The following is a 22,681-nucleotide window of genomic DNA, read 5'->3' on the forward strand; positions in this document are numbered from 1 at the left end:
CATGCCGAACCGTCTCGCGGACGCGACCTCGCCGTACCTGCTGCAGCACGCCGACAACCCGGTCGACTGGTGGCCCTGGGGGCCCGAGGCGTTCGAGGAGGCGAGGCGGCGCGGGGTGCCGGTGCTGCTGAGCGTCGGGTACGCGGCCTGCCACTGGTGCCACGTGATGGCGCACGAGTCCTTCGAGGACGAGGAGATGGCGGCGTACACCAATGAGCACTTCGTGGCCGTGAAGGTGGACCGCGAGGAGCGGCCGGACGTGGACGCGGTCTACATGGAGGCGGTGCAGGCGGCCACCGGGCAGGGCGGGTGGCCGATGACGGTGTTCCTGACGCCCGATCAGGAGCCGTTCTACTTCGGGACGTACTTCCCGCCGCGGCCGCGGCACGGCATGCCCGGCTTCCGGCAGGTGCTGGAGGGCGTGAACGCCGCCTGGCGGGACCGCCGGGACGAGGTCGGCGAGGTGGCCGCCCGGATCAGGGCGGACCTGGCGGAGCGGGCCTCGGTGTACGGGGTCGGCAGCGGGGTGCACGAGGTGCCCGGGGCGGAGGGGCTGGCCGCGGCGGTGGCGGAGCTGGGCCGCACGTACGACGAGAAGTGGGGCGGGTTCGGCGGGGCGCCGAAGTTCCCGCCGTCGATGGCGGTGGAGTTCCTGCTGCGCCACCACGCCCGGACCGGATCGGCCGAGGCGCTGGCGATGGCCGGGCACAGCTGCGAGGCGATGGCCCGCGGCGGCATCTACGACCAGCTGGGCGGCGGCTTCGCCCGGTACGCGGTGGACAACCGCTGGGTGGTGCCGCACTTCGAGAAGATGCTCTACGACAACGCGCTGCTGCTCCGCGTCTACCTGCACCTGTGGCGGACCACCGGGGAGGAGCTGCCGCGCCGGATCGCGCTGGAGACGGCCGACTTCATGCTGCGCGAACTCCGCACCCCCGAGGGCGGGTTCGCCTCCGCGCTGGACGCGGACAGCCTGGACGAGGCCAGCGGCAAGAACGCCGAGGGCGCGTACTACGCCTGGACCCCGCAACAGTTGGCCGAGGTGCTGGGGGAGCAGGACGCGGCGGTGGCCGCGACGCTCTTCGAGGTCACCGCGGAGGGCACCTTCGAGCACGGCAGCTCGGTGCTCCAGCTGCTCTCCGACCCGGTGGACGAGATCGCCTACGAGCGGATCCGCGCGGCGCTGTACGAGGCCCGGCTGAAGCGTCCGGCCCCGGCCCGGGACGACAAGGTGGTGGCGGCCTGGAACGGCCTGGCCGTCGCCGCGCTGGCCGAGACCGGCGCGCTGCTGGACCGGCCCGACCTGGTCGAGGCGGCCGAACGCGCCGCCGACCTGCTGATCACCGTGCACCTCGGCGAGGACGGCCGACTGCTGCGCACCTCCCGGGACGGCCGGGCCGGGGCCAACGCGGGCGTGCTGGAGGACTACGCGGACACCGCCGAGGGCTTCCTCGCGCTGTACGCGGTGACCGGCGGGGCCGAGTGGCTGGGCCTGGCCGGCGGACTGCTGGACACCGTGCTGACGCACTTCCGCGACGAGGCGTCGGGCGCGCTCTACGACACCGCCGACGACGCCGAGGAGCTGATCCGCCGGCCGCAGGACCCGACCGACAACGCCACCCCCTCCGGCTGGACGGCCGCCGCCCAGGCCCTGCTGACCTACGCCGCGTACACCGGCTCCGAGCGGCACCGGACGGCGGCCGAGCGGGCGCTCGGTATCGTCGGCGCGCTGGGCACCCGGGCGCCGCGGTTCGTCGGCTGGGGCCTGGCCGCCGCCGAGGCGCTGGCCGACGGGCCGCGCGAGGTGGCCGTGGTCGGGGCCGAGGGCGACCCCGGGCGGGCGCTGCTGCACCGGACGGCGCTGCTCGGCACCGCCCCGGGCGCCGTGGTCGCGGTCGGCGAGCCCAGCACCTCCGAGGTGCCGCTGCTGGCCGGGCGGCCGCTGGTGGGCGGGGCGGCGGGGGCCTACGTCTGCCACCACTTCGTGTGCGAGGCGCCGGTCGCGGAGGCGGCGGAGCTGGCGGCCAAGGTGGGGGCGCGGACCGACCGTAATGGAGGTGCGTGAAGGGGCGTTGATCAGGGAGGATGCGGCATGAACTGGACCCTCTCCTCCTCCCTGGACGACTTCCGGACACACGCCGGCGAGTTCCTGGCGGCCCATCCGGCCGAGAACACCGTCCTGCTGACCCTGGTGCACAACCTCGCCCAGAGCGGCCTGCACGTCTTCGGCGAGGCCGACCCGTGGTTCGGCTGGTGGCGCCCGGCCCCGGACGCACCGGTGGCCGGCGCCTTCTGCCGGACGCCGCCGTTCCCGCTGCGGCTCAGCGCCATGCCGCCCGAGGCGGCGGCCGAGCTGGCCACGGCGCTCGCGAAGGCCGGGCGCGAGGTGCCGGCCGTCGGCGGCGGGACCGTCGCGGCGCGGACCTTCGCCGAGGCCTGGGAGCGTGAGACCGGGGTGGCGAGCGCCGTCAAGAGCAACGAACGGCTCTACCGGCTGGGCGAGTTGACCGACCCCTCGCCGCTGCCCCGGGGCTCCGTGCGGCTCGCCACCGAGGCGGAGGCGGATCTCCTGGTGGACTGGTTCACCGCCTTCGTCGCCGAGGCCGAGGTCGGCATCCCCGGCGAGAACCACCGGCCCACCGTCGAGCGGCGGATCGCCCGCGGCGGCCTCCACGTCTGGGAGCACGAGGGCCGGGTGGTCTCCTTCGCCGGTGTCAGCGACGTCATCGCCGGGATGTCCCGGATCGGGCCCGTCTACACCCCGCCGCAGCACCGGGGCCACGGCTACGCCAGCGGCGTGGTCGCGGCCGGCTCCGCCCACGCCCTCGCCTCCGGCGCGGCCGAGGTCCTGCTCTACACCGACCTGGCCAACCCCACCAGCAACTCCATCTACCAGAAGCTCGGTTACCGGCCCGTCGAGGACTGCGTCTCCATCGACTTCGTCTGAGCGGCGCCGGGCACGGAAGTGGTTCCACCGGGGGCGCGAGGCTCTGCTGATCTGCGGCTCCGCCGCGGGGCGCGAGTCGGGAGGCGGCTCACCGGCAACTGAGCCGCCGTCAGCCGGTTGCAGGTGCTGCCGTTCCCCTGCGCGCAGTTCCCCGCGCCCCTGCGGGGCACCCCTTGCCGGGCCCTACTCCCAGTCCCAGCGGATGCCGAGCAGACAGGGGCTGAGCGAGCTGGCGACCAGGTGCACGCAGTGGTGCCCGTCCAGGGTCAACTCCTCCGTCTCGTACGGTGGTTCGCCGGGAGCCCGGCTGGCGAAGCGGTGGCAGCGGACGGGCAGGGCGGCCGGGTGGAAGGTGACCTGGAGGACGTACTGCCCGGCACCGGAGTTGAAGCCGCGGACGTACTCGGTGGAGGGCTGCGCGGCGGGCGCGTCGTCGAACCCGTACCCCAGCAGGTGGGTGTCCCCGGTCCGCAGGCGGCGGTCCAACAGCAGCTCCGCGACCAGCAGTTCGGCCTCCGGGTCGCGCCGTACCCGCCCCGGCCGGCAGTTCTCCTCCCCCCGCACCCGCACCGCCCCGATGTCGCACCCCGGATCCCCCTGGTAGAGCGCCAGGTAGCGGTCGATGCCGTCGCGGTGGGCGCGCAGGGCGTGCTGGGAGTCGCGGCGGACCATCTGCCGGTCGGCGCCGATCCGGACCCGTTCGATGTGGGTGACGGTGTGCAGGCCGGTGTCGGGCGGCGAGGCGATGGTGGCGAGGAGTCCGTCGACGGCCACCGCCGGTGCGATCAGGTCGCGGTAGGGCCGGGTGGCGGGCCCGGCCACCTCGGTCGGTGCTGCCTGGCGGGGGCCGAGCAGCCGGGTCAGCGAGTGTTCCGGTAGCTCCAGCACCTCCTCCAACACCCGTACCGCGCGCAGGGATTCGGGCCGTTCGGGCCGTCGTCGGCCCTGTTGCCAGTAGCTCAGGCTGGTCACCCCGACCTGGACGCCGCGCTGGGCCAGGTGCAGCCGCAGGCGGTGCAGGGCGAGGCCGCGGGCGGTGATGGCGGCGCGCAGGGCGAGGTGGAACGGGCCGGTGCGGAGGGCGGTGGCGAGCTCGGGTTGGACGGTCTGCTGCACGACGGGCTCCCGTCTGTCAGGTTGACCGTGAATATTCACACGCCGGTGGCGAGTTGTCACCGGTTGGGACGTGTTGACGTGCGGCGGGCGCCGGCCGCGTTCACACCGTGCGGGGCCCCGTTCACACCCCTGCCCGGGCCCCGACGAGGTGCGTTGACCGGCTCCCGTCATGGGCCGATGCTCACTGCACCGCGCCCCATCGCGGTGCCCCCACATCCCCTCTCCTGCGGGAACGCAAGGAGGAGAAGCCCATGCAGATCTCCCGTACCCGCCTGCGCCGTGCGGTCGCCGCACTCGCGCTGGGCGTCCTCGCCCCCACCCTGGTGGCCGCCACCGCCCCCCTCGCCAGGCCGGCCGCCGCCCAGGCGCCCGGTGCCGTCACGGCGCTCGGGGTGCGCAAGCTCAACCTCACCATGCAGCAACAGCAGCAGACCAACTGGTGCTGGGCGGCGAGCGGCAACACCATCGCCACCTACTACGGCTACACCTACAGCCAGAACCAGTTCTGCAACGCCGCGTTCAACCGCTCGGTCAACTCCAGCTGCCCCAACAACCAGGCCACGCTGGGGAACGTGCAGACGGCGCTGCGCTACATCGGCATCAACCCCGGCTCGTACGTCACGGGCTACCTGCGCTACAGCACGGTGCAGACCGAGATCGACGCCAACCGGCCGGTCGAGACCCGCATCCAGTGGTCCTCCGGCGGCGGCCACATGCACGTGCTCTACGGCTACGACACCGGCAACAACTGGGTCTACTGGGGCGACCCGTGGCCCTCCAGCTACCGCTACAACTGGGCGGACTACAACTACTACGTCAACAACGACACGTTCTCCTGGACCCACTCCCTCTACCGGATCGGCGCCTGAGGAGACGACCATGACCGACACCATCCGCAAGCAAGCCTCCCGCCTCGCGGCCGCCACCGTGCTGGCCGCCACCCTCGGCCTGGCCGCCGCCCCGTCGGCCCAGGCCGACGATCCCGGTGCGGCCCCCGCCCAGCTCGCCCCCACGGAGCTGAGCGAGGCCCGCGGCGCGGCCCAGTCCCCGGCCGTGCTGGAGCAGTTGGGCCGGTTCTTCGCCCGCAAGGGCGTCCCGCCGAACCGGTCGCTGGCGCTCTCCCCGGCCGACGAGGCCAGGGCCGCGGCCGAGGCCGAACCCCGGCTGAGCGGTGACACCGTCCCGGTCTACCTGCTGGACCCGGGCTTCGTGGCCGGCACCCCGGGCGCCCCGGTGGCCCGGCTGGAGTTCACCGCCAGCAAGGCCGTGGCGGCCGACGGCCAGGTGGCCTCGGTCTGGACGGCGAAGCAGGGCGCGGGCTGGCGGGTCGTCAACATCGCCACCGGCGGCGACGAGACCGACTACGTGGCCCAGGCCGCGGCGGGCGGGGGCGGCACCGCCTTCCGCGAGCCGCAGATCGACGCCTGGTACGTGCTGCGCGGGGGCCGGGTGCTGCCGCTGGACGAGGACGCCCGCACGGCGGTCGGCGCCGGGGTCACCCTGGCCGACTACCAGCGTCAGGTGAAGCAGCGCTACGGCGACAAGCTGCCCGGCTCGGTCTACGACCGGCAGGGCAAGGGCGGCGGCTACCAGGCCGCTCCGGTGGCGGAGCCGGACGGCCCGTCGCTGCTGACGGCGGGCACGGCGGGCGCGGCCCTGCTGGCCACCGCCCTGACCGGCCTCGGACTGCGGGCACGGCGCAGGGCCCGCGGGTAGCGGGGCCGGGGAACGGGTACGACCGAGGGCGCGGGGCCGGGAAACCGGCACCGCGTCCTCGGTCGTAGACCGACCGGCAGTTGGGGGGCGGCGTCGCGGCGTTGGGGCACGCGCCCTCCTTGCCCGCCGACGGGCAGGAGGGGCCCTTCGCCGGCTTCTCGTCGGTCGCCGATGCTCCGCATGGACTCTCCCCCAGCCTCCGGCCGGGGGGACCCCCTTCTCGACGCCGCCGAGCCACGCACCCCACGCGGACATCAGCCGCTGACGCGGCGGGCGCTCCTTGACCCACCCCCCAACTGCCGGTCGGTCTTATTTGACGAAGCGTTGACCCCTCGTTCGCCTTCCTGCCGGTCCGGCATGTCACCGTGTGTGCCGTCGGAGTCCCGTTGGGTTCAGGAGAGGGGAGCAGATGGCGGTGAGGTACACGGGGGCGCTGGTCGCGATCGCGGCGGCGTTGGCCGTCGTGCTGGCCTACGTGCTGGGCGGACCGAGGATGGTCTGGATCGTGGCGGCGGCCGAGGTGGCGCTGGTGATGATGGACGTGGCCCGCCGGTTCAAGGTGCGGGCGATGCACCGCAGAGCGGCCGTCCGGCCGGAGGCCGACCACTGCGAGCAGTGCGCCCGGGCCCGGCGGCGGCTGGAGGGCCGGCCCGCCCGTTGACGGCCCCTCAGTGGGCGACGCTGTACGCGACCAGGGAGACCCCGACGTACTGCGTGATGAACGCCCCCAGGGTGAAGGCGTGGAAGACCTCGTGGAAGCCGAACCAGCGCGGTGAGGGGTTCGGCTTCTTGAGTCCGTACACCACGCCGCCCACGCTGTAGAGCACGCCGCCGACGAGCATCAGCACCAGGACCGCGACCCCGCCGGTGCGCAGGAAGTCCGGCAGGAAGAAGACCGCCGCCCACCCCAGGGCCAGGTAGCACGGGGTGTAGAGCCAGCGCGGCGCGCCGACCCAGAAGACCCGGAAGGCGATCCCCGCCAGTGCTCCGCCCCAGACCAGCCAGAGCAGCACCTGCTGCCGGCCGCCGTCCAGCAGCAGGATGGTGAACGGGGTGTACGAGCCCGCGATGATCAGGAAGATGTTCGCGTGGTCGAGCCGGCGCAGGATCGCGTCGCCGCGCGGGCCCCAGTCGAAGCGGTGGTAGACGGCGCTCACGCCGAACAGCATCCACGCGCTGATCGAGTACACGGTGCAGGCGATCCGGGCCTGGGTCGAGCCGGCCAGACAGATCAGCACGATTCCGGCGGCCACCGAGGCCGGGAACATCCCCGCGTGCAGCCATCCGCGCCACTTGGGCTTGATCTCGGCCAGGGCCTGCGTCAGAGCATCCGTCATGGCCAGATCCTACCTACGGTCCCGTAGGTTACCGACGTGTAGGAAGTGATGATCGCCACCTTTGTACGTTCTGGAGTGTTCGAGGGTGGCACTCGGGGGTCCAAGGAGGGACGCCGAAGCCTTGTTACCCATCGGTACTTGGACAAGAAGGCGTAAAAATTCCGCCAATCACGCCTCTGTGCCGTGTCCCGGCCTTGAGGGCGGAGCTACGGTGTAGACACCCTCAACCACCGCGACGCCGCCTCCCCGACGAGATGGCGTGAAACGGAGCGATCGTGTCGAACGAGATCTCTGCGCTCAGCGCAACCGCGCCGACCCGTCACAAGCGCCTGCTCGCCTGGGTGAGCGAGATCGCGGAGCTGACCCAGCCGGACGCCGTCGTCTGGTGCGACGGCTCGGAGGAGGAGTACCAGCGCCTCGCCGACCAGCTGGTGGCCCAGGGCACCTTCACCAAGCTGAACCCGGAGAAGCGGCCCAACTCCTACTACGCCGCCTCCGACCCGACCGACGTCGCCCGGGTCGAGGACCGCACCTACATCTGCTCCGAGCAGGAGAAGGACGCGGGCCCGACCAACAACTGGAAGGCCCCCGCCGAGATGCGGGAGCTGTTCACCGGCGCCGAGGGCCTCTTCAAGGGCGCGATGAAGGGCCGCACGATGTACGTCGTGCCGTTCTCCATGGGCCCGGTCGGCTCCCCGCTGGCCGCGTACGGCGTCGAGATCACCGACTCCGCCTACGTCGCCGTCTCCATGCGCGTGATGACCCGGATGGGCCAGGCCGTGCTGGACCAGCTCGGCGAGGACGGCGAGTTCGTCAAGGCCGTGCACACCGTCGGCGCCCCGCTGGCCGAGGGCCAGGCGGACGTCCCGTGGCCGTGCAACACCACCAAGTACATCTCGCACTTCCCGGAGACCCGCGAGATCTGGTCCTTCGGCTCCGGCTACGGCGGCAACGCCCTGCTCGGCAAGAAGTGCTACGCGCTGCGGATCGCCTCCACCATGGCCCGCGACGAGGGCTGGCTGGCCGAGCACATGCTCGTCCTCAAGCTCACCCCGCCGAGCGGCGCCGAGCCCAAGTACATCGCGGCCGCCTTCCCGTCCGCCTGCGGCAAGACCAACCTGGCGATGCTCCAGCCGACCATCCCGGGCTGGAAGGTCGAGACCATCGGCGACGACATCGCCTGGATGCGCTTCGGCGCCGACGGCCAGCTCTACGCCATCAACCCGGAGGCCGGCTTCTTCGGCGTCGCCCCCGGCACCGGCACCGACACCAACGCCAACGCGATCGACACCCTCTGGGGCAACACGGTCTTCACCAACGTCGCGCTCACCGACGACGGCGACGTCTGGTGGGAGGGCCTGACGGAGGAGCCGCCGGCCCACCTCACCGACTGGCGCGGCAACGACTGGACCCCGGAGTCCGGCACCCCCGCCGCCCACCCCAACGCCCGCTTCGCCGTCCCGGCCGCGCAGTGCCCGACCATCGCCCCGGAGTGGGAGGACCAGGGCGGCGTGCCGATCTCGGCCATCCTGTTCGGCGGCCGCCGGGCCACCGCCGTCCCGCTGGTCACCGAGTCCTTCGACTGGCAGCACGGCGTCTTCCTGGGCGCCAACATCGCCTCCGAGAAGACCGCTGCCCAGGAGGGCACCGTCGGCGAGCTGCGCCGCGACCCGTTCGCGATGCTGCCGTTCTGCGGCTACAACATGGGCGACTACTTCGCCCACTGGCTGAAGCTCGGCGCCGAGGCCGACGCCTCGAAGCTGCCGAAGATCTACTACGTCAACTGGTTCCGCAAGAACGCCGGCGGCGACTTCGTCTGGCCGGGCTACGGCGAGAACAGCCGCGTGCTGAAGTGGATCGTCGAGCGCCTGGAGGGCACCGGCGCCGGCGTCGAGACCCCGATCGGCGTGCTGCCGACCGTCGAGGGCTTCGACCTCAAGGGCCTGAACATCGCCGACGCCGACCTCGACCTGCTGTTCTCGGTCGACAAGGAGATCTGGCGCAAGGAGGCCGCGCTGGTCCCCGCCCACCTGGAGCTGTTCGGCGAGCACACGCCGAAGGCGCTCTGGGACGAGTACGAGGCGCTGGTCGAGCGCCTGGGCTGATGCCCGGGTGAGCTGACGCGGCGTCACCGAACGGCCGGAGCCCCGACCGTACGATCCCAACCCTCTGGGGATCGTCCGGGCGGGGCTCCGGCCGTTCTGCCGTGCTTCCGGGACGCGCGCTACGGCTGCACGTAGCCGGAGAGGAAGTCGCCGATCCGGGTCACGGCGTCGGTGATGTCCTCCGGGCGGGGCAGGGTGACCAGCCGGAAGTGGTCCGGCTCCGGCCAGTTGAAGCCGGTGCCCTGGACGATCAGGATGCGCTTGGCCCGGAGCAGGTCCAGCACCATCCTGGCGTCGTCCTTGATCTTGTAGACCTGCGGGTCCAGCCGGGGGAAGGCGTAGAGCGCGCCCTTGGGCTTGACGCAGCTGACCCCCGGGATCTGGTTGAGCAGCTCGTACGCCGCGTCCCGGGACTCCAGCAGCCGGCCGCCGGGCAGCAGCAGGTCCTTGACGGACTGTCGGCCGCCGAGCGCCGCGGCCACCGCGTGCTGGGCGGGCATGTTGGCGCACAGCCGCATGCTGGCCAGCACGGTCAGGCCCTCGATGTAGCTGGCCGCCCGGTGCCGGTCGCCGGAGAGCACCATCCAGCCGGAGCGGAAGCCCGCCACCCGGTAGGACTTGGACATCCCGTTGAAGGTCACGCAGAACAGGTCCGGCGCCAGGGTGGCCAGCGGGACGTGCACCGCGTCGTCGTAGAGGATCTTGTCGTAGATCTCGTCCGCGTAGAGCACCAGCTTGTGCCGGCGGGCGATCTCGACGATCCCCTCCAGCACCTCCTGCGGGTACACCGCGCCGGTCGGGTTGTTCGGGTTGATCACCACGATCGCCCTGGTCCGGTCGGTCACCTTGGCCTCGATGTCGGCCAGGTCCGGGTACCACTCGGACTGCTCGTCGCAGCGGTAGTGCACGGCGGTGCCGCCGGCCAGCGAGACCGAGGCGGTCCACAGCGGGTAGTCGGGGGCCGGGACGAGCACCTCGTCGCCGTCGTCCAGCAGGGCCGTCATGGCCAGCTGGATCAGTTCGGAGACGCCGTTGCCGAGGAAGACGTCCTCCACCGTGAGGCCGTGCAGGCCGCGGTCCTCGTAGTGCATCACGATGGCGCGGCGGGCCGAGAGCAGGCCCTTGGAATCGCCGTAGCCGTGCGCGGAGGAGAGGTTCTTCAGGATGTCCTGGAGGATCTCGGGCGGCGCCTCGAAGCCGAAGGCGGCGGGGTTGCCCGTGTTCAGCTTGAGGATGCGATGGCCCTGGTCCTCCAGTCGCATCGCCTCGTCGAGCACCGGGCCGCGGATGTCGTAACAGACATTGGCGAGCTTGCTGGACTGGATGACCTGCATGCTCGGTAATGCTACGGGCGGGAGGCCCCGGTTCCGCAGTGGTCTTGCCCACAGCGTCACGTGTTCTGGAAGGCTGTGGACCGTGACGGCGATTCTGGGCGGGGCGCTGGCGGGACTGGCCGCGGTGGTGTGGGTGCGCTGGGCGGTGCTCCGCTGGGCCGTGCCCTACGAAGGGGAGACGGCACGGCCGGTGCCGCTGCCGGCGCAGGCCGCCGTGACGGTGGCGGTGGGAGCCGCGGTCGGGTACGGGTACGGGGCGCCGGGCTGGCCGGTGCTAGTCTGGCTGGCCCTGCTCGGCGTGCCGCTCGGCCTGATCGACGCCTCGGTGCACCGCCTGCCCGACGTGCTCACCCTCCCGCTGGCCCTCGGCACCGCCGCCCTGCTGGTCCTGACGGAGCGCCAGTCACTGCTGCGCTGCCTGCTCGCGGCCCTGGCCCTGGGGCTCGGCTTCGCCCTGCTCGCCCTGCTGGTCCCGATCGGCCTCGGCGACGCCAAGCTGGCCCCCAGCCTCGGCGCCCTGCTGGCCGTCACCGGCTGGTCCACCGTGCGCTCCGGCCTGCTCCTCGCCGTCCTGTTCGCCGGCCTCTGGGCGGTCGCCCTGCTCGCCACCCGCCGGGCCGGCCGCCGGGACGACCTGGCCTTCGGGCCGCCGCTGCTGCTCGGCACGCTGGCCGCGGTGCTACTGGCGCAGTAGCTCCTCGGCCGCGGCCAGCGCCCGGCGCCAGCCGTCGGCGGCGGCCGACAGCTGCGGCCCGCGCTCCTTGAGCAGGGCGTTCTGCTGCTCGGTCTCCACCGTCTGCCAGACCGTCAGGTAGCCGGTGCGGCGCTTGCAGTCGAGGTCGTGCCGGGCGGTGCTGATCTCCCGCGCGTCGGGGGTGGCGCCGAGGCCGGGGGCACCGGGGCGCCAGGCCGGGTCGCCCGCGGCCTGGTGGGGGTCGGGGTAACTGAGGCCGGCCTCCTGCATGCAACTGCTCCACGCCGCGTCGGCGGCCTTGGCCCGGGGGTCGGCGACGGTCCGCTGCCAGCCCTCCTGCACCGCCTCGTCGACCGCGTCGGCCCCGTCGGCTGCTCCGGCCGGAAGGCCGAGTCGTTGCGCGGCCTCTCCGCGGCAGCCACCGCGGCCGGCCTCGTCGGGAGTGGTGGCCCCCGGCTTCTCGCCCGTGTACGCGGCGAGCGCGGCACCGGCCATGGCGGCCTTCCGGTTCTCCAGCTGCTGCTTCCGGTCGGCCAGTTGGGCGGCGGTCGCCCCGGCGGGTGGCGGCAGCCGGTAGCCGAGCGTCTCGACCGTGCGGGTGTCGCTCACGCCGTAGCGCCGCTCGTTGCCGTCGTGCTCCTGGCCGACGGCGACGGGGCGTGCGGGCCAGTCGAGCCCCTTGGCCCGCATGCAGGCCGTTGCCAGCCGGTCGGCCGCCTGCTGGAGCCGCTCCTGCTGATCGGTCGTCAGCTGGTAGGCGTCCAGCGGGAGCACGGGCACCGTGGCACCGGCCACCGCCCTGGTCGGCAGGGCGCCGGAGAACGCGCTCGGTGCGGTCGCGCCACCGGACTGGCAGCCGGCCAGCGCGAGCAGCAGGGGAGCGGCGAGCATCCGGAAGCGGACGGGGCTGGGCACGGTGAATTCCTCGAATTTCCTGAATCGGCTCGGATAATTCCGGTGAGGCGCCCCGGTGACGTCGGGGCGCCTCACGCTGTGAATCAGGCCGGGCAGCCCGGGTTGGACGAGAAACAGTGCGAACTGAAGGTGTTCTGGAAGGTGGCGTCGCCGTAGGTGTTGAACTTGCCGCCGCCGGCGATGACCTTCCGGCTGCCGGTGTAGTTGTCACCGGTGTAGAGCTTCAGCGAGGAGTCGGGGTCGCGGTTCCAGACCGACCCGACGTTGTTGTTGATGTTCATGCCCGAGCCGTAGAACGTGCTGGTCCCGTAGCTGGGCTTGCTGTACAGGGTGTCGTACAACGGTGCGGTGTAGTTGTAGTTGAAGTAGAGGCACGCCTCACCGCCGCCGGACGAGTCGCAGACCCCGTCGTAACTGGCGGCCGAGGCGGCGCCCGCCATGCCGACGGTCAGCGCGGCCGCGCTGACGAAACCGATGACGGCCTTCTTGAAAGCTCGCATTCCCACTCCTCGGAATAAGGATGAAAGGTTGCCGAACTGTTCATCGCGGTGCGGTGGAATTCATCCGCTCGCAACAATTCGATCCTATGCGCGCCAACCGACCGGCCTAGGGGGCTAACCGGCCATCACAAGACCTTGTCATGTCGCCCCGGACCGTCCGGAATCCGGAGGGGCGGCCCCGCCTGACGGACCGTCAGGGGGCATATGCCACGGAGTGGAGGCCGAAACGTGAAGCGCACCACAGTGACTGGTGTGACTGGTGTGGCGAAAAACGACAAGAGGCCCGCCACGCCCGGAGCGGCGTGACGGGCCTCGGTGGTGCGCGACCCCACCCTCATAGGGCGCGCACCGGGGGAGGTGTTACGGCATGGAGTGGACGAACGGGCCCACGGTGTTGGAGAAGGCGTTGCCGTTGTTGGCGTCCCAGTTGGTCGACCAGGTCATCGCGCCGCGGATGGTCGGCCACTTGGCCGGCGGGACGAAGGAGCCGCAGTTGGTGCCGGTGGCCAGGCAGCTGAGCGCGTTGTTGACCACGCTCGGGGCCACGTAGCCGCCGCCGGCCGCCTTGGTCGAGGCCGGGACGCCGATGCCGACCTGGTCGGGCCGCAGACCGCCCTGGATCTGGGTGCAGACCTGGGAGGTGATGAAGTCGATGGTGCCCTGGGTGTAGACCTTGCCGTCGCAGCCGTTCATGCCACCGGAGTTGTAGAACTGGGTGTTCATCACGGTGAGGATGGACTTGGTCTTGAGCGCCAGCTTGAAGTACGCGCCCTCGGTGGAGTAGACGCCGATGGTCTCCGGCGCCATGGTGAGGACGAACTTCGGGCCGATCTTCGCCTGGAGGTTGAGCAGGGCGTTGCCCAGGTGCTCCGGGTTGAGCCCGTTCTCCAGGTCCACGTCGATGCCGTCGAAGCCGTAGTCCTTCAGCACCGAGTAGGCGGTGTCGGTGAAGGCGGTCGCGGCGGTGGCGTCGTTGACCGTGATGGCGCCGTTCTGGCCGCCGATGGAGAGGACGACCTTCTTGCCTGCCGCCTGCTTGGCCTTCACGTCGGCGCGGAACTGCGCGTCGGTGTAGCCGCCGAGCTTGCTGGACAGGCCCGGGTCGAGCTGGAAGGTGATCGCGCCGGTCCTGGTCGGGACGGCGTCCGCGAACGACACCTCGATGATGTCGTAGGCGCTCTGCACCTCGCTCAGCTTCTGGACGGTCGCGCCGTTGTCGAAGTTGTGCCAGTAGCCGGTGAGCACGTGCTTCGGCAGGTCGGTGACCGGGCCGGTCGGGGTGGCCGTGGGGGTCGGGGTGGGCGTCGGCGTCGGCGTGGGGGTCGGCGTCGGCGTGGGCGTGACGGTCGGGGTCGGCGTCGGCGTGGCCGTGGGGGTGACCGTCGGGGTGGCCGTGGGGGTCGGGGTGGGCGTCGGCGTCGGGGAGGCGGTGCCGCCCGGGCCGGTCAGGGTGATGTCGTCCGCCTGGTAGGCGGCCTGGCCGTACCAGCCGTGCACGTACAGCGTGACGCTGTTGACGTTCGCCCCGGTGGTGAAGGTGGTGGAGAGCTGGTTCCAGCTGGACTGGCTCGACCAGACCGACGGGTCGGTGCCGCCGGTGCCGCGGACCCCGAGGTAGGTGTACGGGCCCTGCACCCAACCGGCCAGCGCGTAGCTGGTGTTGGGCAGCACGCTGACGGTCTGCCGGCACTCGGCGGTGTCCGCGCTGCTCGGCGCCGCGTTCAGCGCGTACGAGCCGGAGTGCGCCGGGGAGGCGACGGCGGAGGCGGTGCCGGTGCAGGTCCAGCCGGAGAGGTTCCCGGCCTCGAAGCCGCCGTTGGTCACCAGGTTGCCGACGGCGGCGTTGGCGCCGCCCGCGAACAGGGCCAGGCCGGTGGCGGCCAGCGCGAGCGCGGTGCCGCCCGCGGCGAGGGCGGGAACGGGGCTGCGCCGGCGCCGGTGGGACGGCTGCGACAGCGTACGAGCCATGGATGCGCTCCTGTGGGGAGGAGGGAGGAGCCGCCGCGGTGGGGGGCGCGGCGGCTCCGTGTGGGGGAGGGAAGGTCCGCTGTGGTTCCGGTGAGTGCGGCGGCCGGTGGGGCGTCCGCTGCTCTCGGTCAAAAGCTGGACTAGACCAATGGCAAGCGTCAAGGAGTCGGCGGTCGGCTTACGCCATATTTAAGGAACAGGAGACCGTTCCGTGTCCCTGGTCACGGTGGGGCCGTCAAGTCGTGACGCGGTCGGTACCTGCGGCTTTACCGTGCGGACCGGTGCCGGAGTAGGCTGCGCAGGGTATTTTTCGGTACCCGTCCCGGGGGCCGAGCACGGAGGGACCGAACTACATTGGGTCTGCGCGACGTCGTCGAGCGCACGCCGGGTCTCCGCACCCTGCTGGACAACGCCTACCGGCTGTACGGCCGCCGGGTCGAGGTCTACCTGGAGAACACCCCGCACCACATCGGCGTGATCCTGGACGGCAACCGCCGCTGGGCCAAGGCGACCGGTGGCACCACCGTGGACGGCCACCAGCGCGGTGCGGACAAGATCAGCGAGTTCCTGGGCTGGTGCGAGGAGACGCACGTCCAGGTGGTCACCCTCTGGATGCTCTCCACCGACAACCTCTCCCGCCCGCCGGCCGAACTGACGCCGCTGCTCGGCATCATCGAGGACACCGTCCGCCGCCTCGCCGCGGACGGCCGTTGGAAGGTCCACCCGGTCGGCGCGCTGGACCTGCTCCCCGAGCGGACCTCCTCCACCCTCAAGGAGGCCGCCGAGGCCACCGCCCACGTCAACGGGATCACCGTCAACGTCGCGGTCGGCTACGGCGGCCGGCACGAGATCGCCGACGCGGTCCGCTCGCTGCTCCAGGAGCACGCCGAGCGCGGCACCTCCATCGAGGAGCTCGCCGAACTCCTCGACGTCGAGCACATCGCCGAGCACCTCTACACCAAGGGCCAGCCCGACCCCGACCTGGTCATCCGCACCTCCGGCGAGCAGCGGCTGTCCGGCTTCCTGCTCTGGCAGAGCGCCCACTCGGAGTTCTACTTCTGCGAGGCGTACTGGCCGGCCTTCCGGAAGGTCGACTTCCTGCGGGCGCTGCGCGACTTCCAGCTGCGCAACCGGCGCATGGGTCTCTGAGGCGGGCCGGTCGGCAGGGCCGGTGCGTCGGAACGGCGGGCGGGGACGGGCGGCTGGGGGTGCGGGGGTCGGCCCCCGCAGTGACGCAGTCAGCTGAGGAACCGTCGGATGGGGCTGTGGTCCCACGGGCGCAGGACCACGGTCCCGCAGGAGAGCTGACGCACCGAAAGTTAACCAAGAGGATGATCTCCAGGGGGGTTCGCCGGGTCATCGGCGAGGGAATAGACCCACCATGACCGGTACCCGGCCACCCGGGTCGCGGGACCGGCTCTGGAGGCCTAGTGGTCAGTACCAAGAGCCGCCGGACACCAGACCGGCGCACGTACGTTCTCGACACCAGCGTGCTCCTGGCGGACCCACTCGCCATGACCCGCTTCGAGGAGCACGAGGTCGTCCTCCCCGTGGTCGTGGTCACCGAGTTGGAGGCCAAGCGGCACCACCCGGAGCTCGGCTACTTCGCCCGCCAGGCGCTGCGCCTGCTGGACGACTACCGGGTCCGCTTCGGCCGGCTCGACGAGCCGATCCCGGTGGGGGAGGTGGGCGGCACCATCAGGGTGGAGCTCAACCACTCGGACACCTCGGTGCTCCCGGCCGGCTACCGCCTCGGCGGCGGCGAGGCCGACACCCGGATCCTCGCGGTCGCGCGCAACCTCCAGGCCGAGGGGTACGACGTCACCGTCGTCTCCAAGGACCTGCCGATGCGGATCAAGGCCAGTTCGGTCGGTCTGCTCGCGGAGGAGTACCGCGCGGAGCTGGCGATCACCTCGGGCTACACCGGGATGTCCGAACTCCACGTCTCCGGTGACCAGGTGGACGCGCTGTTCGGCGCGGGCCACGACGCCTCGGTGGACGTGGAGGGCGCGGAGGAGCTGCCGGTGCACACCGGGCTGGTGCTCAGCTCCGAGCGCGGCCGGGCCCTCGGCCGGGTCACCGCGGACGGCCGGGTGCGGCTGGTCCGGGGGGACCGGGAGGCCTTCGGGCTCCGCGGCCGCAGTGCCGAACAGCGGGTGGCCCTCGACCTGTTGCTCGACCAGGAGGTCGGCATCGTCTCGATGGGCGGCCGGGCCGGCACCGGGAAGTCCGCGCTGGCGCTCTGCGCCGGTCTGGAGGCGGTGCTGGAGCGGAGGCAGCACCGCAAGGTGATGGTCTTCCGTCCCCTCTACGCGGTCGGCGGCCAGGAGTTGGGCTACCTGCCGGGCAGCGAGGCGGAGAAGATGGGCCCGTGGGCCCAGGCGGTCTTCGACACGCTCTCGGCGGTGACCACTCCGGACGTGATCGAGGAGGTCATCTCCCGGGGCATGTTGGAGGTGCTCCCGCTCACCCACATCCGGGGCCGTTCGCTGCACGACGCCTTCGTGATCGTGGACGAGGCCCAGTCGCTGGAGCGGAACGTGCTGCTCACGGTGCTGTCCCGGATCGGCCAGGGCTCGCGGGTGGTCCTCACCCACGACGTGGCCCAGCGGGACAACCTGCGGGTGGGCCGGTACGACGGCGTGGTCGCGGTGGTGGAGAAGCTGAAGGGCCATCCGCTGTTCGCCCACATCACGCTGACCCGCTCGGAGCGTTCGCCGATCGCGGCCCTGGTGACCGAGATGCTGGAGGACGTCGGCCCCTAGCGGGCCTCCGGAGGGCCCCGGCCGGTAGGGCATAACGGGGCAAGACGGGGCAACGGGACCTGGTACGAAGTATCAGGTCCCGTTGCTGTCATCAGATCTGACTGTCATTCGGACGGTGCTCCGTCAAACACCCTGGTGGCGGAGGTTGTGACATCTGCCACGCGAAGGGGAATTGCGTTGACCGGCCCCCGTGCGGCATGGTGAGGGTTCTGTCAGGCCCCGCGTACGGCACATATCACCCGACAACTCCGGTCGCCGGGTGGACAACTGAACAGCCATGAGCCGTACGCCGCCCGAACGAACCGCTGATCCGGCCTGCCGGAGAGGTGCCGGGCCCGCGTCTCCCGTGACCAGAGCACCACCATGGAGGCCAGCGACCAGGGGCATGGTGCACCCGGACGGTCACGGCTGTGGGTGCTGCTGGAAGGAAACCATGTGACTCGGATCTCGGTCCGGGGAGTTGCCGTGGCCTCCGCCACCGCCGTCACCGCCGTCGGTGCGGTCGTAGGTGTGGCCTCGGGCAGCGAGGGCAAGCCGACCCAGACGGTCGACGTCGCGGGAGCCACCCTGCTCCAGGACGTCCCGGTGGGCGCCCACGCCCAGACGGTCAGCGACCACTTCGCCGCCCAGGCGACCGCTCAGCAGGCTTCGGCCGACGCCGCCGCCAAGAAGGCCGCCGAGGAGGCGGCCCGTCAGAAGGCGGCCGCCGACGCCCAGGCCAAGGCCGACGCGGAGAAGGCCGCGAAGGCCGCCGAGGCCAAGCGCAAGGCCGACGAGGAGGCCGCGAACCGCGCCAAGGCGCGCTCCGTGATGGCCACCGTCAGCCCCGGCTCGGTCCAGGAGATGGCCCTCCAGATCGTCGGGAACGAGACGCAGTTCCAGTGCTTCAGCCAGATCGTGAAGCGCGAGAGCGGCTGGAACTACACCGCCAGCAACCCGAGCTCCGGCGCGTACGGCCTGGTCCAGGCGCTGCCCGGCACCAAGATGGCCTCGGCCGGTGCGGACTGGCGGACCAACCCGGCGACCCAGATCAAGTGGGGCCTCAACTACATGAACAGCCGCTACGGCTCGCCGTGTGGGGCCTGGACGTTCTGGCAGTCCCACCACTGGTACTAGACACCACGTCAGACCACGCGCGCGGCCCCGACCTGATCACAGGTCGGGGCCGTCGTCGTTCCGGGCGCCCGTAGAGGTGGGCCGCGCCGCCCGGATGCGCTGACCGTGCGCGCGGGCGGTGCGGCCGGGTGCGAACGCGGGGGCCGGAGGGGGTCCTGGTGCCTCCGGGCCGGTCCGCGGACAGTTGGTCCGTGTACTCCGGCCCCTCCCCGCGATCGTGCCGCCCGAAACATCCCGCTTGGGCACGGTCTGTCCGGAGCGGCCCGGGATACCCGTGGATGCCGCGGCGCAGGGCCCGGTAGCGTCGTCCCCGGACGGCCGTGGCGGGACCCACGGCACGAGCGGGGAGCGGGTGTCGAGGTGTCACAGGGCCTCTGGATGTCCCGGGCGGCGGCCCGGTTGAGCACGGCGTTGCGGCGGCGGGCGGCGCGGGCCGCCGAGGACGCCCGCGCGGCGCGGGAGCCGGCGGGCGGTGCCGGGCTGCCGGTGCCGCGGGAGCCGCAGGCCGTCCCGCAGGTGCGGGTCTTCGTCGAGGCCCCGGCCCCGGTGGAGCCGCCGCGGCCGGAGCCGGCCCGCGAGCCGTACCCGGTCCGCCCGGCCACCCCGGCGGAGGCGGTGCCGTGGGGGCTGCGGGTGGCGGCCGAGTCGACCTGGCGGCTGCTGCTCCTGGCCGGGGCGCTCTACCTGGTCTTCCGGGTGGTGGACATGCTCCGGCTGGTGGCCTTCGCGGTGCTGGCGGCGCTGCTGGTCTCGGCCCTGCTGGAGCCGGTGGTCTCCTGGCAGAAGCGGCACGGCGTCCCGCGCCCGCTCGCGGCGGCCAGCAGCTTCCTGGCCGGCATAGCCGGGATCGCCCTGGTCGGCTGGTTCGTGGTCTGGCAGGTGAGCACCAACCTGCACGACGTCACCGACCAGGTGCAGGCCGGCGTCGAACGGCTGAGGGGCTGGCTGGTCACCGGGCCGCTGCACCTGACGGAGCAGCAGATCACCGACTTCGCCAAGCAGATCTCCACCGCCATCGGCACCAACTCGGAGCAGATCACCTCGGCCGGCTTCACCGGCGTGACGGTCGCGGTCGAGGTGCTCACCGGCGTGGTGCTGGCCTTCTTCACCACCTTCTTCCTGCTCTACGACGGGGCCAGGATTTGGAACTGGCTGCTCGGCGTGCTGCCCCGGCAGTCCCGCTACGCGATGGCCGGGGCCGGCCCGAAGGCCTGGACCACCCTGACCGCGTACGTGCGCGGCACCGTCTGCGTGGCCTTCATCGACGCGCTCTGCATCGGGATCGGCATCCAGCTGCTCGGGGTGCCGCTGGCCATGCCGCTGGCGGTGATCGTCTTCCTGGGGGCCTTCGTGCCGCTGGTCGGCGCGCTGGTGACGGGCGCCATCGCCGTGCTGATCGCGCTGGTGACGGTGGGTCCGTTCACCGCGCTGATGGTGCTGGTGGTGCTGGTCGCGGTGCAGCAGGTGGAGGGTCACCTGCTCCAGCCGCTGATCCTCGGCCGGGCGGTGCGGGTCCACCCGCTCGCGGTGGTGCTCGGCGTCGCGGCCGGCACCATCGTCGGCGGGATCGGCGGCGCGGTGGTGGCGGTGCCGCTGATCGCGGTGACCAACACGGTGGTCTCCCACCTGCGCCGCCGGGCGGCGGCCGGGCAGGAGGTCTTCGAGGCGCTGGAGGCGGCCCAGGCCGCGCAGGCGGCCGAGCGTTCCTGAGGGTCCGTACGCGACGAGGGGCCCCTTCCGGTTTCACCCGGAAGGGGCCCCTCGTCGGTTGACGCGGTGTCAGACCAGCGCGTCGGTGGTCAGCACGGCCTCGGAGTCCAGCACCGAGGCGACGGCCTGGAGCACCGCGGCGATCTTGATGGAGGCCTGGATGGTCTCCTGGTCGACGCCGGCCTTGCGCAGCACGCCCTCGTGCGAGTCGAGGCACTGGCCGCAGCCGTTGATCGCGGAGACCGCGAAGCACCACAGCTCGAAGTCGGCCTTCTCGACGCCCGGGGTGCCGATGATGTTCATCCGCAGACCGGCCCGCATGCCCGCGTAGTCCTTGTCGGACAGCAGGTGGGTGGTCCGGTAGTAGACGTTGTTCATGCCCATGATCGCGGCCGCGCCCTTGGCGGCGTTGTACGCCGCCGGGCTCAGTTCGGCCTTGGCCACCGGCTCCAGCTCGCGCAGCACGGAGGCCGAACGGGTCGCCATGGCGCAGGAGAGCACGGTGCCCCAGAGCTGCTGGGAGGGCAGCTCGGAGTTGCCTATCACGGCGCTCAGGTTGAGCTTCAGGTCCTTCGCGTACTCGGGAAGGGCCGCCTTCAGTTCGTCGAGCGCCACGGGTCAGCCCGCCAGCAGGGACTGGGCGTCGAGGGTGTCCTCGCCCTTGTTCCAGTTGCACGGGCACAGCTCGTCGGTCTGCAGGGCGTCCAGCACCCGCAGGACCTCCTTGGGGTTACGGCCGACGGAGCCGGCGGTCACCATGACGAACTGGATCTCGTTGTTCGGGTCCACGATGAAGACCGCGCGCTGGGCGGTGCCGTCCGCGCCCTCGACGCCGCAGGCCCGCATGAGCTCGTGCTTGACGTCGGCCAGCATCGGGAAGGGCAGGTCGCGCAGGTCCTTGTGGTCCTTGCGCCAGGCGTGGTGGACGTACTCGGAGTCGCCGGAGACGCCGAGGATCTGGGCGTCGCGGTCCGCGAACTCCTCGTTCAGCTTGCCGAACGCGGCGATCTCGGTCGGGCAGACGAAGGTGAAGTCCATCGGCCAGAAGAAGACGATCTTCCACTTGCCCTCGTAGGACTTGTGGTTGATCTCGGCGAAGGCGTTCGCGGCGTCGAGGTCGACACAGGCGTTGAGTTCGAACTCCGGGAACTTGTCACCGATCGTAAGCACGTTCGCTTCTCCAGGCTTGGAAACTGAGGGGATTTGTCCGGTATCCGGACAACATCCACAGTCGCACACCGGGACTGATAGGGGAAATCGTTAGACTCGATCCATCTGATCGGAGAGAGCTATCAGTACCGTGAGCACCAGGCCCCGCACGCCCCGCACCCCCACCGTCGCCCAGCTGAAGGCCTTCCTGGCCGTCGCCGAACACCGCCACTTCCGCGAGGCCGCCGCCGCCAGCGGCACCAGCCAGCCCGCCCTCTCCGGGGCGGTCGCCGCCCTGGAGGAGACCCTCGGCGCGCAACTGGTCGAGCGTACGACCCGGAAGGTCATCATCACCCCGCTGGGCGAGCGGGTCGCCGAACACGCGCGCCGGGTGCTCACCACCCTGCACGCCCTCACCGAGGAGGTCGAGGCCGCCCGCCGGCCCTTCACCGGGCCGCTCCACCTCGGGGTGATCCCGACCGTCGCACCGTACCTGCTGCCCACCGTGCTCCGGCTGGTCCGCGGCTCCTTCCCCGACCTCGAACTGCACGTCCACGAGGAGCGCACCCCCTCGCTGCTCGACGGCCTCGCGGCCGGCCGGCTCGACCTGCTGCTGCTCGCCCTCCCGGCGGGCGGCTCCTCGCCGACCCGGGACATCCCGCTCTTCGACGAGGACTTCGTACTGGTGGTGCCGCCCGAGCACGAGCTCGCCGGGCGGACCGACGTGCCGCGGGACGCGCTGCTCGACCTGGACGTGCTCCTCCTGGAGGAGGGGCACTGCCTGCGGGACCAGGCGCTCGACCTCTGCCGCGAGGTCGGCGCCGACGCCGGCGGCTCCACCCGGGCGGCCGGCCTCTCCACCCTGGTCCAACTCGTCGCCGGCGGGCTCGGGGTGACGCTCCTCCCGGCCACCGCCCTCGACGTCGAGACCGGCCGCACCGACCGCCTCTCCGCAGTCCGCTTCGCCCACCCCGCCCCCGGCCGCCGCATCGGCCTCGCCACCCGCCCCGGCTCCGCCCGCACCCCGGAGTACGAACGCTTCGCCGCCGCCCTCCGCGACGTCCTCGCCGAACTCCCGGTCAGCATCGTCGCCTGACGACGCGTCGGTGGTCGACGGCCCCGGGCCGAAGGCCCCAGGGGCGCGGGGAACTGCGCGAGTCCGGAAGGCGGACCAGCGTGAGGTCGGGGCAGGCGAGCCGGTTGCACGTGGTGCCGTTCCCCTGCGCGCAGTTCCCCGCGCCCCCGATGGCGTAGCCACGTTCGCCGGTCAACCCAAAGGTTCTCGTGGAGTTGCCGGTCCGGATCATGT

The 22,681-nt window shown here is 72.0% G+C and carries 20 protein-coding genes; 12 read left to right on the forward strand and 8 right to left on the reverse strand.

Annotation, left to right across the window (positions count from 1 at the left end; all coding sequences use genetic code 11):
- The first annotated feature begins 1 nt into the window (after position 1).
- A complete protein-coding gene (locus tag ACIA8O_RS24470) occupies positions 2 to 2,065 on the forward strand; it encodes a thioredoxin domain-containing protein (protein WP_396296068.1) in 2,064 nt (687 codons plus the stop codon).
- Between the two features lie 27 nt (positions 2,066 to 2,092).
- Positions 2,093 to 2,947, forward strand: coding sequence for a GNAT family N-acetyltransferase (locus tag ACIA8O_RS24475; protein WP_396296069.1), 855 nt, complete (start codon positions 2,093 to 2,095; stop codon positions 2,945 to 2,947).
- A 183-nt stretch (positions 2,948 to 3,130) separates the two neighbouring features.
- On the opposite strand, the gene ACIA8O_RS24480 is transcribed toward ACIA8O_RS24475, so the two are convergent.
- Positions 3,131 to 4,063: a hypothetical protein gene (locus tag ACIA8O_RS24480; RefSeq protein ID WP_396296070.1), complete on the reverse strand. Its 933-nt coding sequence runs from the start codon at positions 4,061 to 4,063 to the stop codon at positions 3,131 to 3,133.
- A 251-nt stretch (positions 4,064 to 4,314) separates the two neighbouring features.
- Here ACIA8O_RS24480 and ACIA8O_RS24485 point away from each other — a divergent pair, with 251 nt between their 5' ends.
- The 3 genes from ACIA8O_RS24485 to ACIA8O_RS24495 all read left to right on the forward strand — a co-directional run bounded on the left by ACIA8O_RS24485 (position 4,315) and on the right by ACIA8O_RS24495 (position 6,440).
- Complete coding sequence (locus ACIA8O_RS24485; RefSeq protein WP_396296071.1) at positions 4,315 to 4,932, forward strand: papain-like cysteine protease family protein; 618 nt, start codon at positions 4,315 to 4,317, stop codon at positions 4,930 to 4,932.
- 10 nt (positions 4,933 to 4,942) lie between these two features.
- Entirely contained in the window at positions 4,943 to 5,779 is an 837-nt protein-coding gene (locus tag ACIA8O_RS24490) for a hypothetical protein (protein WP_396296072.1), read from the forward strand.
- Between the two features lie 409 nt (positions 5,780 to 6,188).
- On the forward strand, positions 6,189 to 6,440 hold the full coding sequence (locus tag ACIA8O_RS24495) for a hypothetical protein (RefSeq protein WP_396296073.1): 252 nt from the start codon (positions 6,189 to 6,191) through the stop codon (positions 6,438 to 6,440).
- 7 nt (positions 6,441 to 6,447) lie between these two features.
- On the opposite strand, the gene ACIA8O_RS24500 is transcribed toward ACIA8O_RS24495, so the two are convergent.
- A complete protein-coding gene (locus tag ACIA8O_RS24500; protein WP_396296074.1) occupies positions 6,448 to 7,116 on the reverse strand; it encodes a hemolysin III family protein in 669 nt (222 codons plus the stop codon).
- A 275-nt stretch (positions 7,117 to 7,391) separates the two neighbouring features.
- On the opposite strand from ACIA8O_RS24500, the gene ACIA8O_RS24505 reads away from it, so the two are divergent.
- On the forward strand, positions 7,392 to 9,221 hold the full coding sequence (locus ACIA8O_RS24505) for a phosphoenolpyruvate carboxykinase (GTP) (protein ID WP_396296075.1): 1,830 nt from the start codon (positions 7,392 to 7,394) through the stop codon (positions 9,219 to 9,221).
- A gap of 119 nt (positions 9,222 to 9,340) precedes the next feature.
- Here the strand turns inward: ACIA8O_RS24505 and ACIA8O_RS24510 are convergent, their stop codons facing one another.
- The gene (locus tag ACIA8O_RS24510) at positions 9,341 to 10,555 is read right to left on the reverse strand and encodes a pyridoxal phosphate-dependent aminotransferase (protein ID WP_396296076.1); all 1,215 of its coding nucleotides are present in this window, start codon (positions 10,553 to 10,555) and stop codon (positions 9,341 to 9,343) included.
- 82 nt (positions 10,556 to 10,637) lie between these two features.
- On the opposite strand from ACIA8O_RS24510, the gene ACIA8O_RS24515 reads away from it, so the two are divergent.
- On the forward strand, positions 10,638 to 11,249 hold the full coding sequence (locus ACIA8O_RS24515) for a prepilin peptidase (RefSeq protein WP_396296077.1): 612 nt from the start codon (positions 10,638 to 10,640) through the stop codon (positions 11,247 to 11,249).
- Here the strand turns inward: ACIA8O_RS24515 and ACIA8O_RS24520 are convergent.
- The 3 genes from ACIA8O_RS24520 to ACIA8O_RS24530 form a co-directional block, all read right to left on the reverse strand.
- Entirely contained in the window at positions 11,235 to 12,164 is a 930-nt protein-coding gene (locus ACIA8O_RS24520) for a hypothetical protein (protein WP_396296078.1), read from the reverse strand. The genes ACIA8O_RS24515 and ACIA8O_RS24520 overlap by 15 nt on opposite strands.
- An 83-nt stretch (positions 12,165 to 12,247) precedes the next feature.
- Positions 12,248 to 12,664: a peptidase inhibitor family I36 protein gene (locus ACIA8O_RS24525; protein WP_396296079.1), complete on the reverse strand. Its 417-nt coding sequence runs from the start codon at positions 12,662 to 12,664 to the stop codon at positions 12,248 to 12,250.
- 360 nt (positions 12,665 to 13,024) lie between these two features.
- Positions 13,025 to 14,632 carry a chitinase gene (locus ACIA8O_RS24530; RefSeq protein ID WP_396296080.1) on the reverse strand — a complete coding sequence of 536 codons (1,608 nt, stop codon included), beginning with the start codon at positions 14,630 to 14,632 and terminating at the stop codon, positions 13,025 to 13,027.
- A gap of 354 nt (positions 14,633 to 14,986) precedes the next feature.
- Between ACIA8O_RS24530 and ACIA8O_RS24535 the strand changes: the two genes are divergently transcribed.
- The 4 genes from ACIA8O_RS24535 to ACIA8O_RS24550 all read left to right on the forward strand — a co-directional run bounded on the left by ACIA8O_RS24535 (position 14,987) and on the right by ACIA8O_RS24550 (position 20,223).
- A complete protein-coding gene (locus ACIA8O_RS24535; protein WP_396296081.1) occupies positions 14,987 to 15,781 on the forward strand; it encodes an isoprenyl transferase in 795 nt (264 codons plus the stop codon).
- A 281-nt stretch (positions 15,782 to 16,062) separates the two neighbouring features.
- Positions 16,063 to 17,397, forward strand: a complete 1,335-nt coding sequence (locus tag ACIA8O_RS24540; RefSeq protein WP_396296082.1) for a PhoH family protein — start codon at positions 16,063 to 16,065, stop codon at positions 17,395 to 17,397.
- A gap of 435 nt (positions 17,398 to 17,832) precedes the next feature.
- Positions 17,833 to 18,513, forward strand: a complete 681-nt coding sequence (locus ACIA8O_RS24545) for a transglycosylase SLT domain-containing protein (protein ID WP_396296083.1) — start codon at positions 17,833 to 17,835, stop codon at positions 18,511 to 18,513.
- A gap of 360 nt (positions 18,514 to 18,873) precedes the next feature.
- Positions 18,874 to 20,223: an AI-2E family transporter gene (locus tag ACIA8O_RS24550; protein ID WP_396296084.1), complete on the forward strand. Its 1,350-nt coding sequence runs from the start codon at positions 18,874 to 18,876 to the stop codon at positions 20,221 to 20,223.
- Positions 20,224 to 20,292: 69 nt separating this feature from the next.
- On the opposite strand, the gene ACIA8O_RS24555 is transcribed toward ACIA8O_RS24550, so the two are convergent.
- Together ACIA8O_RS24555 and ACIA8O_RS24560 are read right to left on the reverse strand one after the other, a co-directional pair.
- On the reverse strand, positions 20,293 to 20,838 hold the full coding sequence (locus ACIA8O_RS24555) for an alkyl hydroperoxide reductase (protein ID WP_396296085.1): 546 nt from the start codon (positions 20,836 to 20,838) through the stop codon (positions 20,293 to 20,295).
- 3 nt (positions 20,839 to 20,841) lie between these two features.
- Positions 20,842 to 21,393 (reverse strand): peroxiredoxin, encoded by a 552-nt coding sequence (locus ACIA8O_RS24560; protein ID WP_396296086.1) that lies wholly within the window; start codon positions 21,391 to 21,393, stop codon positions 20,842 to 20,844.
- Between the two features lie 130 nt (positions 21,394 to 21,523).
- Here ACIA8O_RS24560 and ACIA8O_RS24565 point away from each other — a divergent pair, with 130 nt between their 5' ends.
- Positions 21,524 to 22,468, forward strand: coding sequence for a LysR substrate-binding domain-containing protein (locus tag ACIA8O_RS24565; RefSeq protein ID WP_396296087.1), 945 nt, complete (start codon positions 21,524 to 21,526; stop codon positions 22,466 to 22,468).
- Positions 22,469 to 22,681: the final 213 nt, after the last annotated feature.

The organism is Kitasatospora sp. NPDC051853, from assembly GCF_044452665.1.
Taxonomy (GTDB): Bacteria; Actinomycetota; Actinomycetes; order Streptomycetales; family Streptomycetaceae; genus Kitasatospora.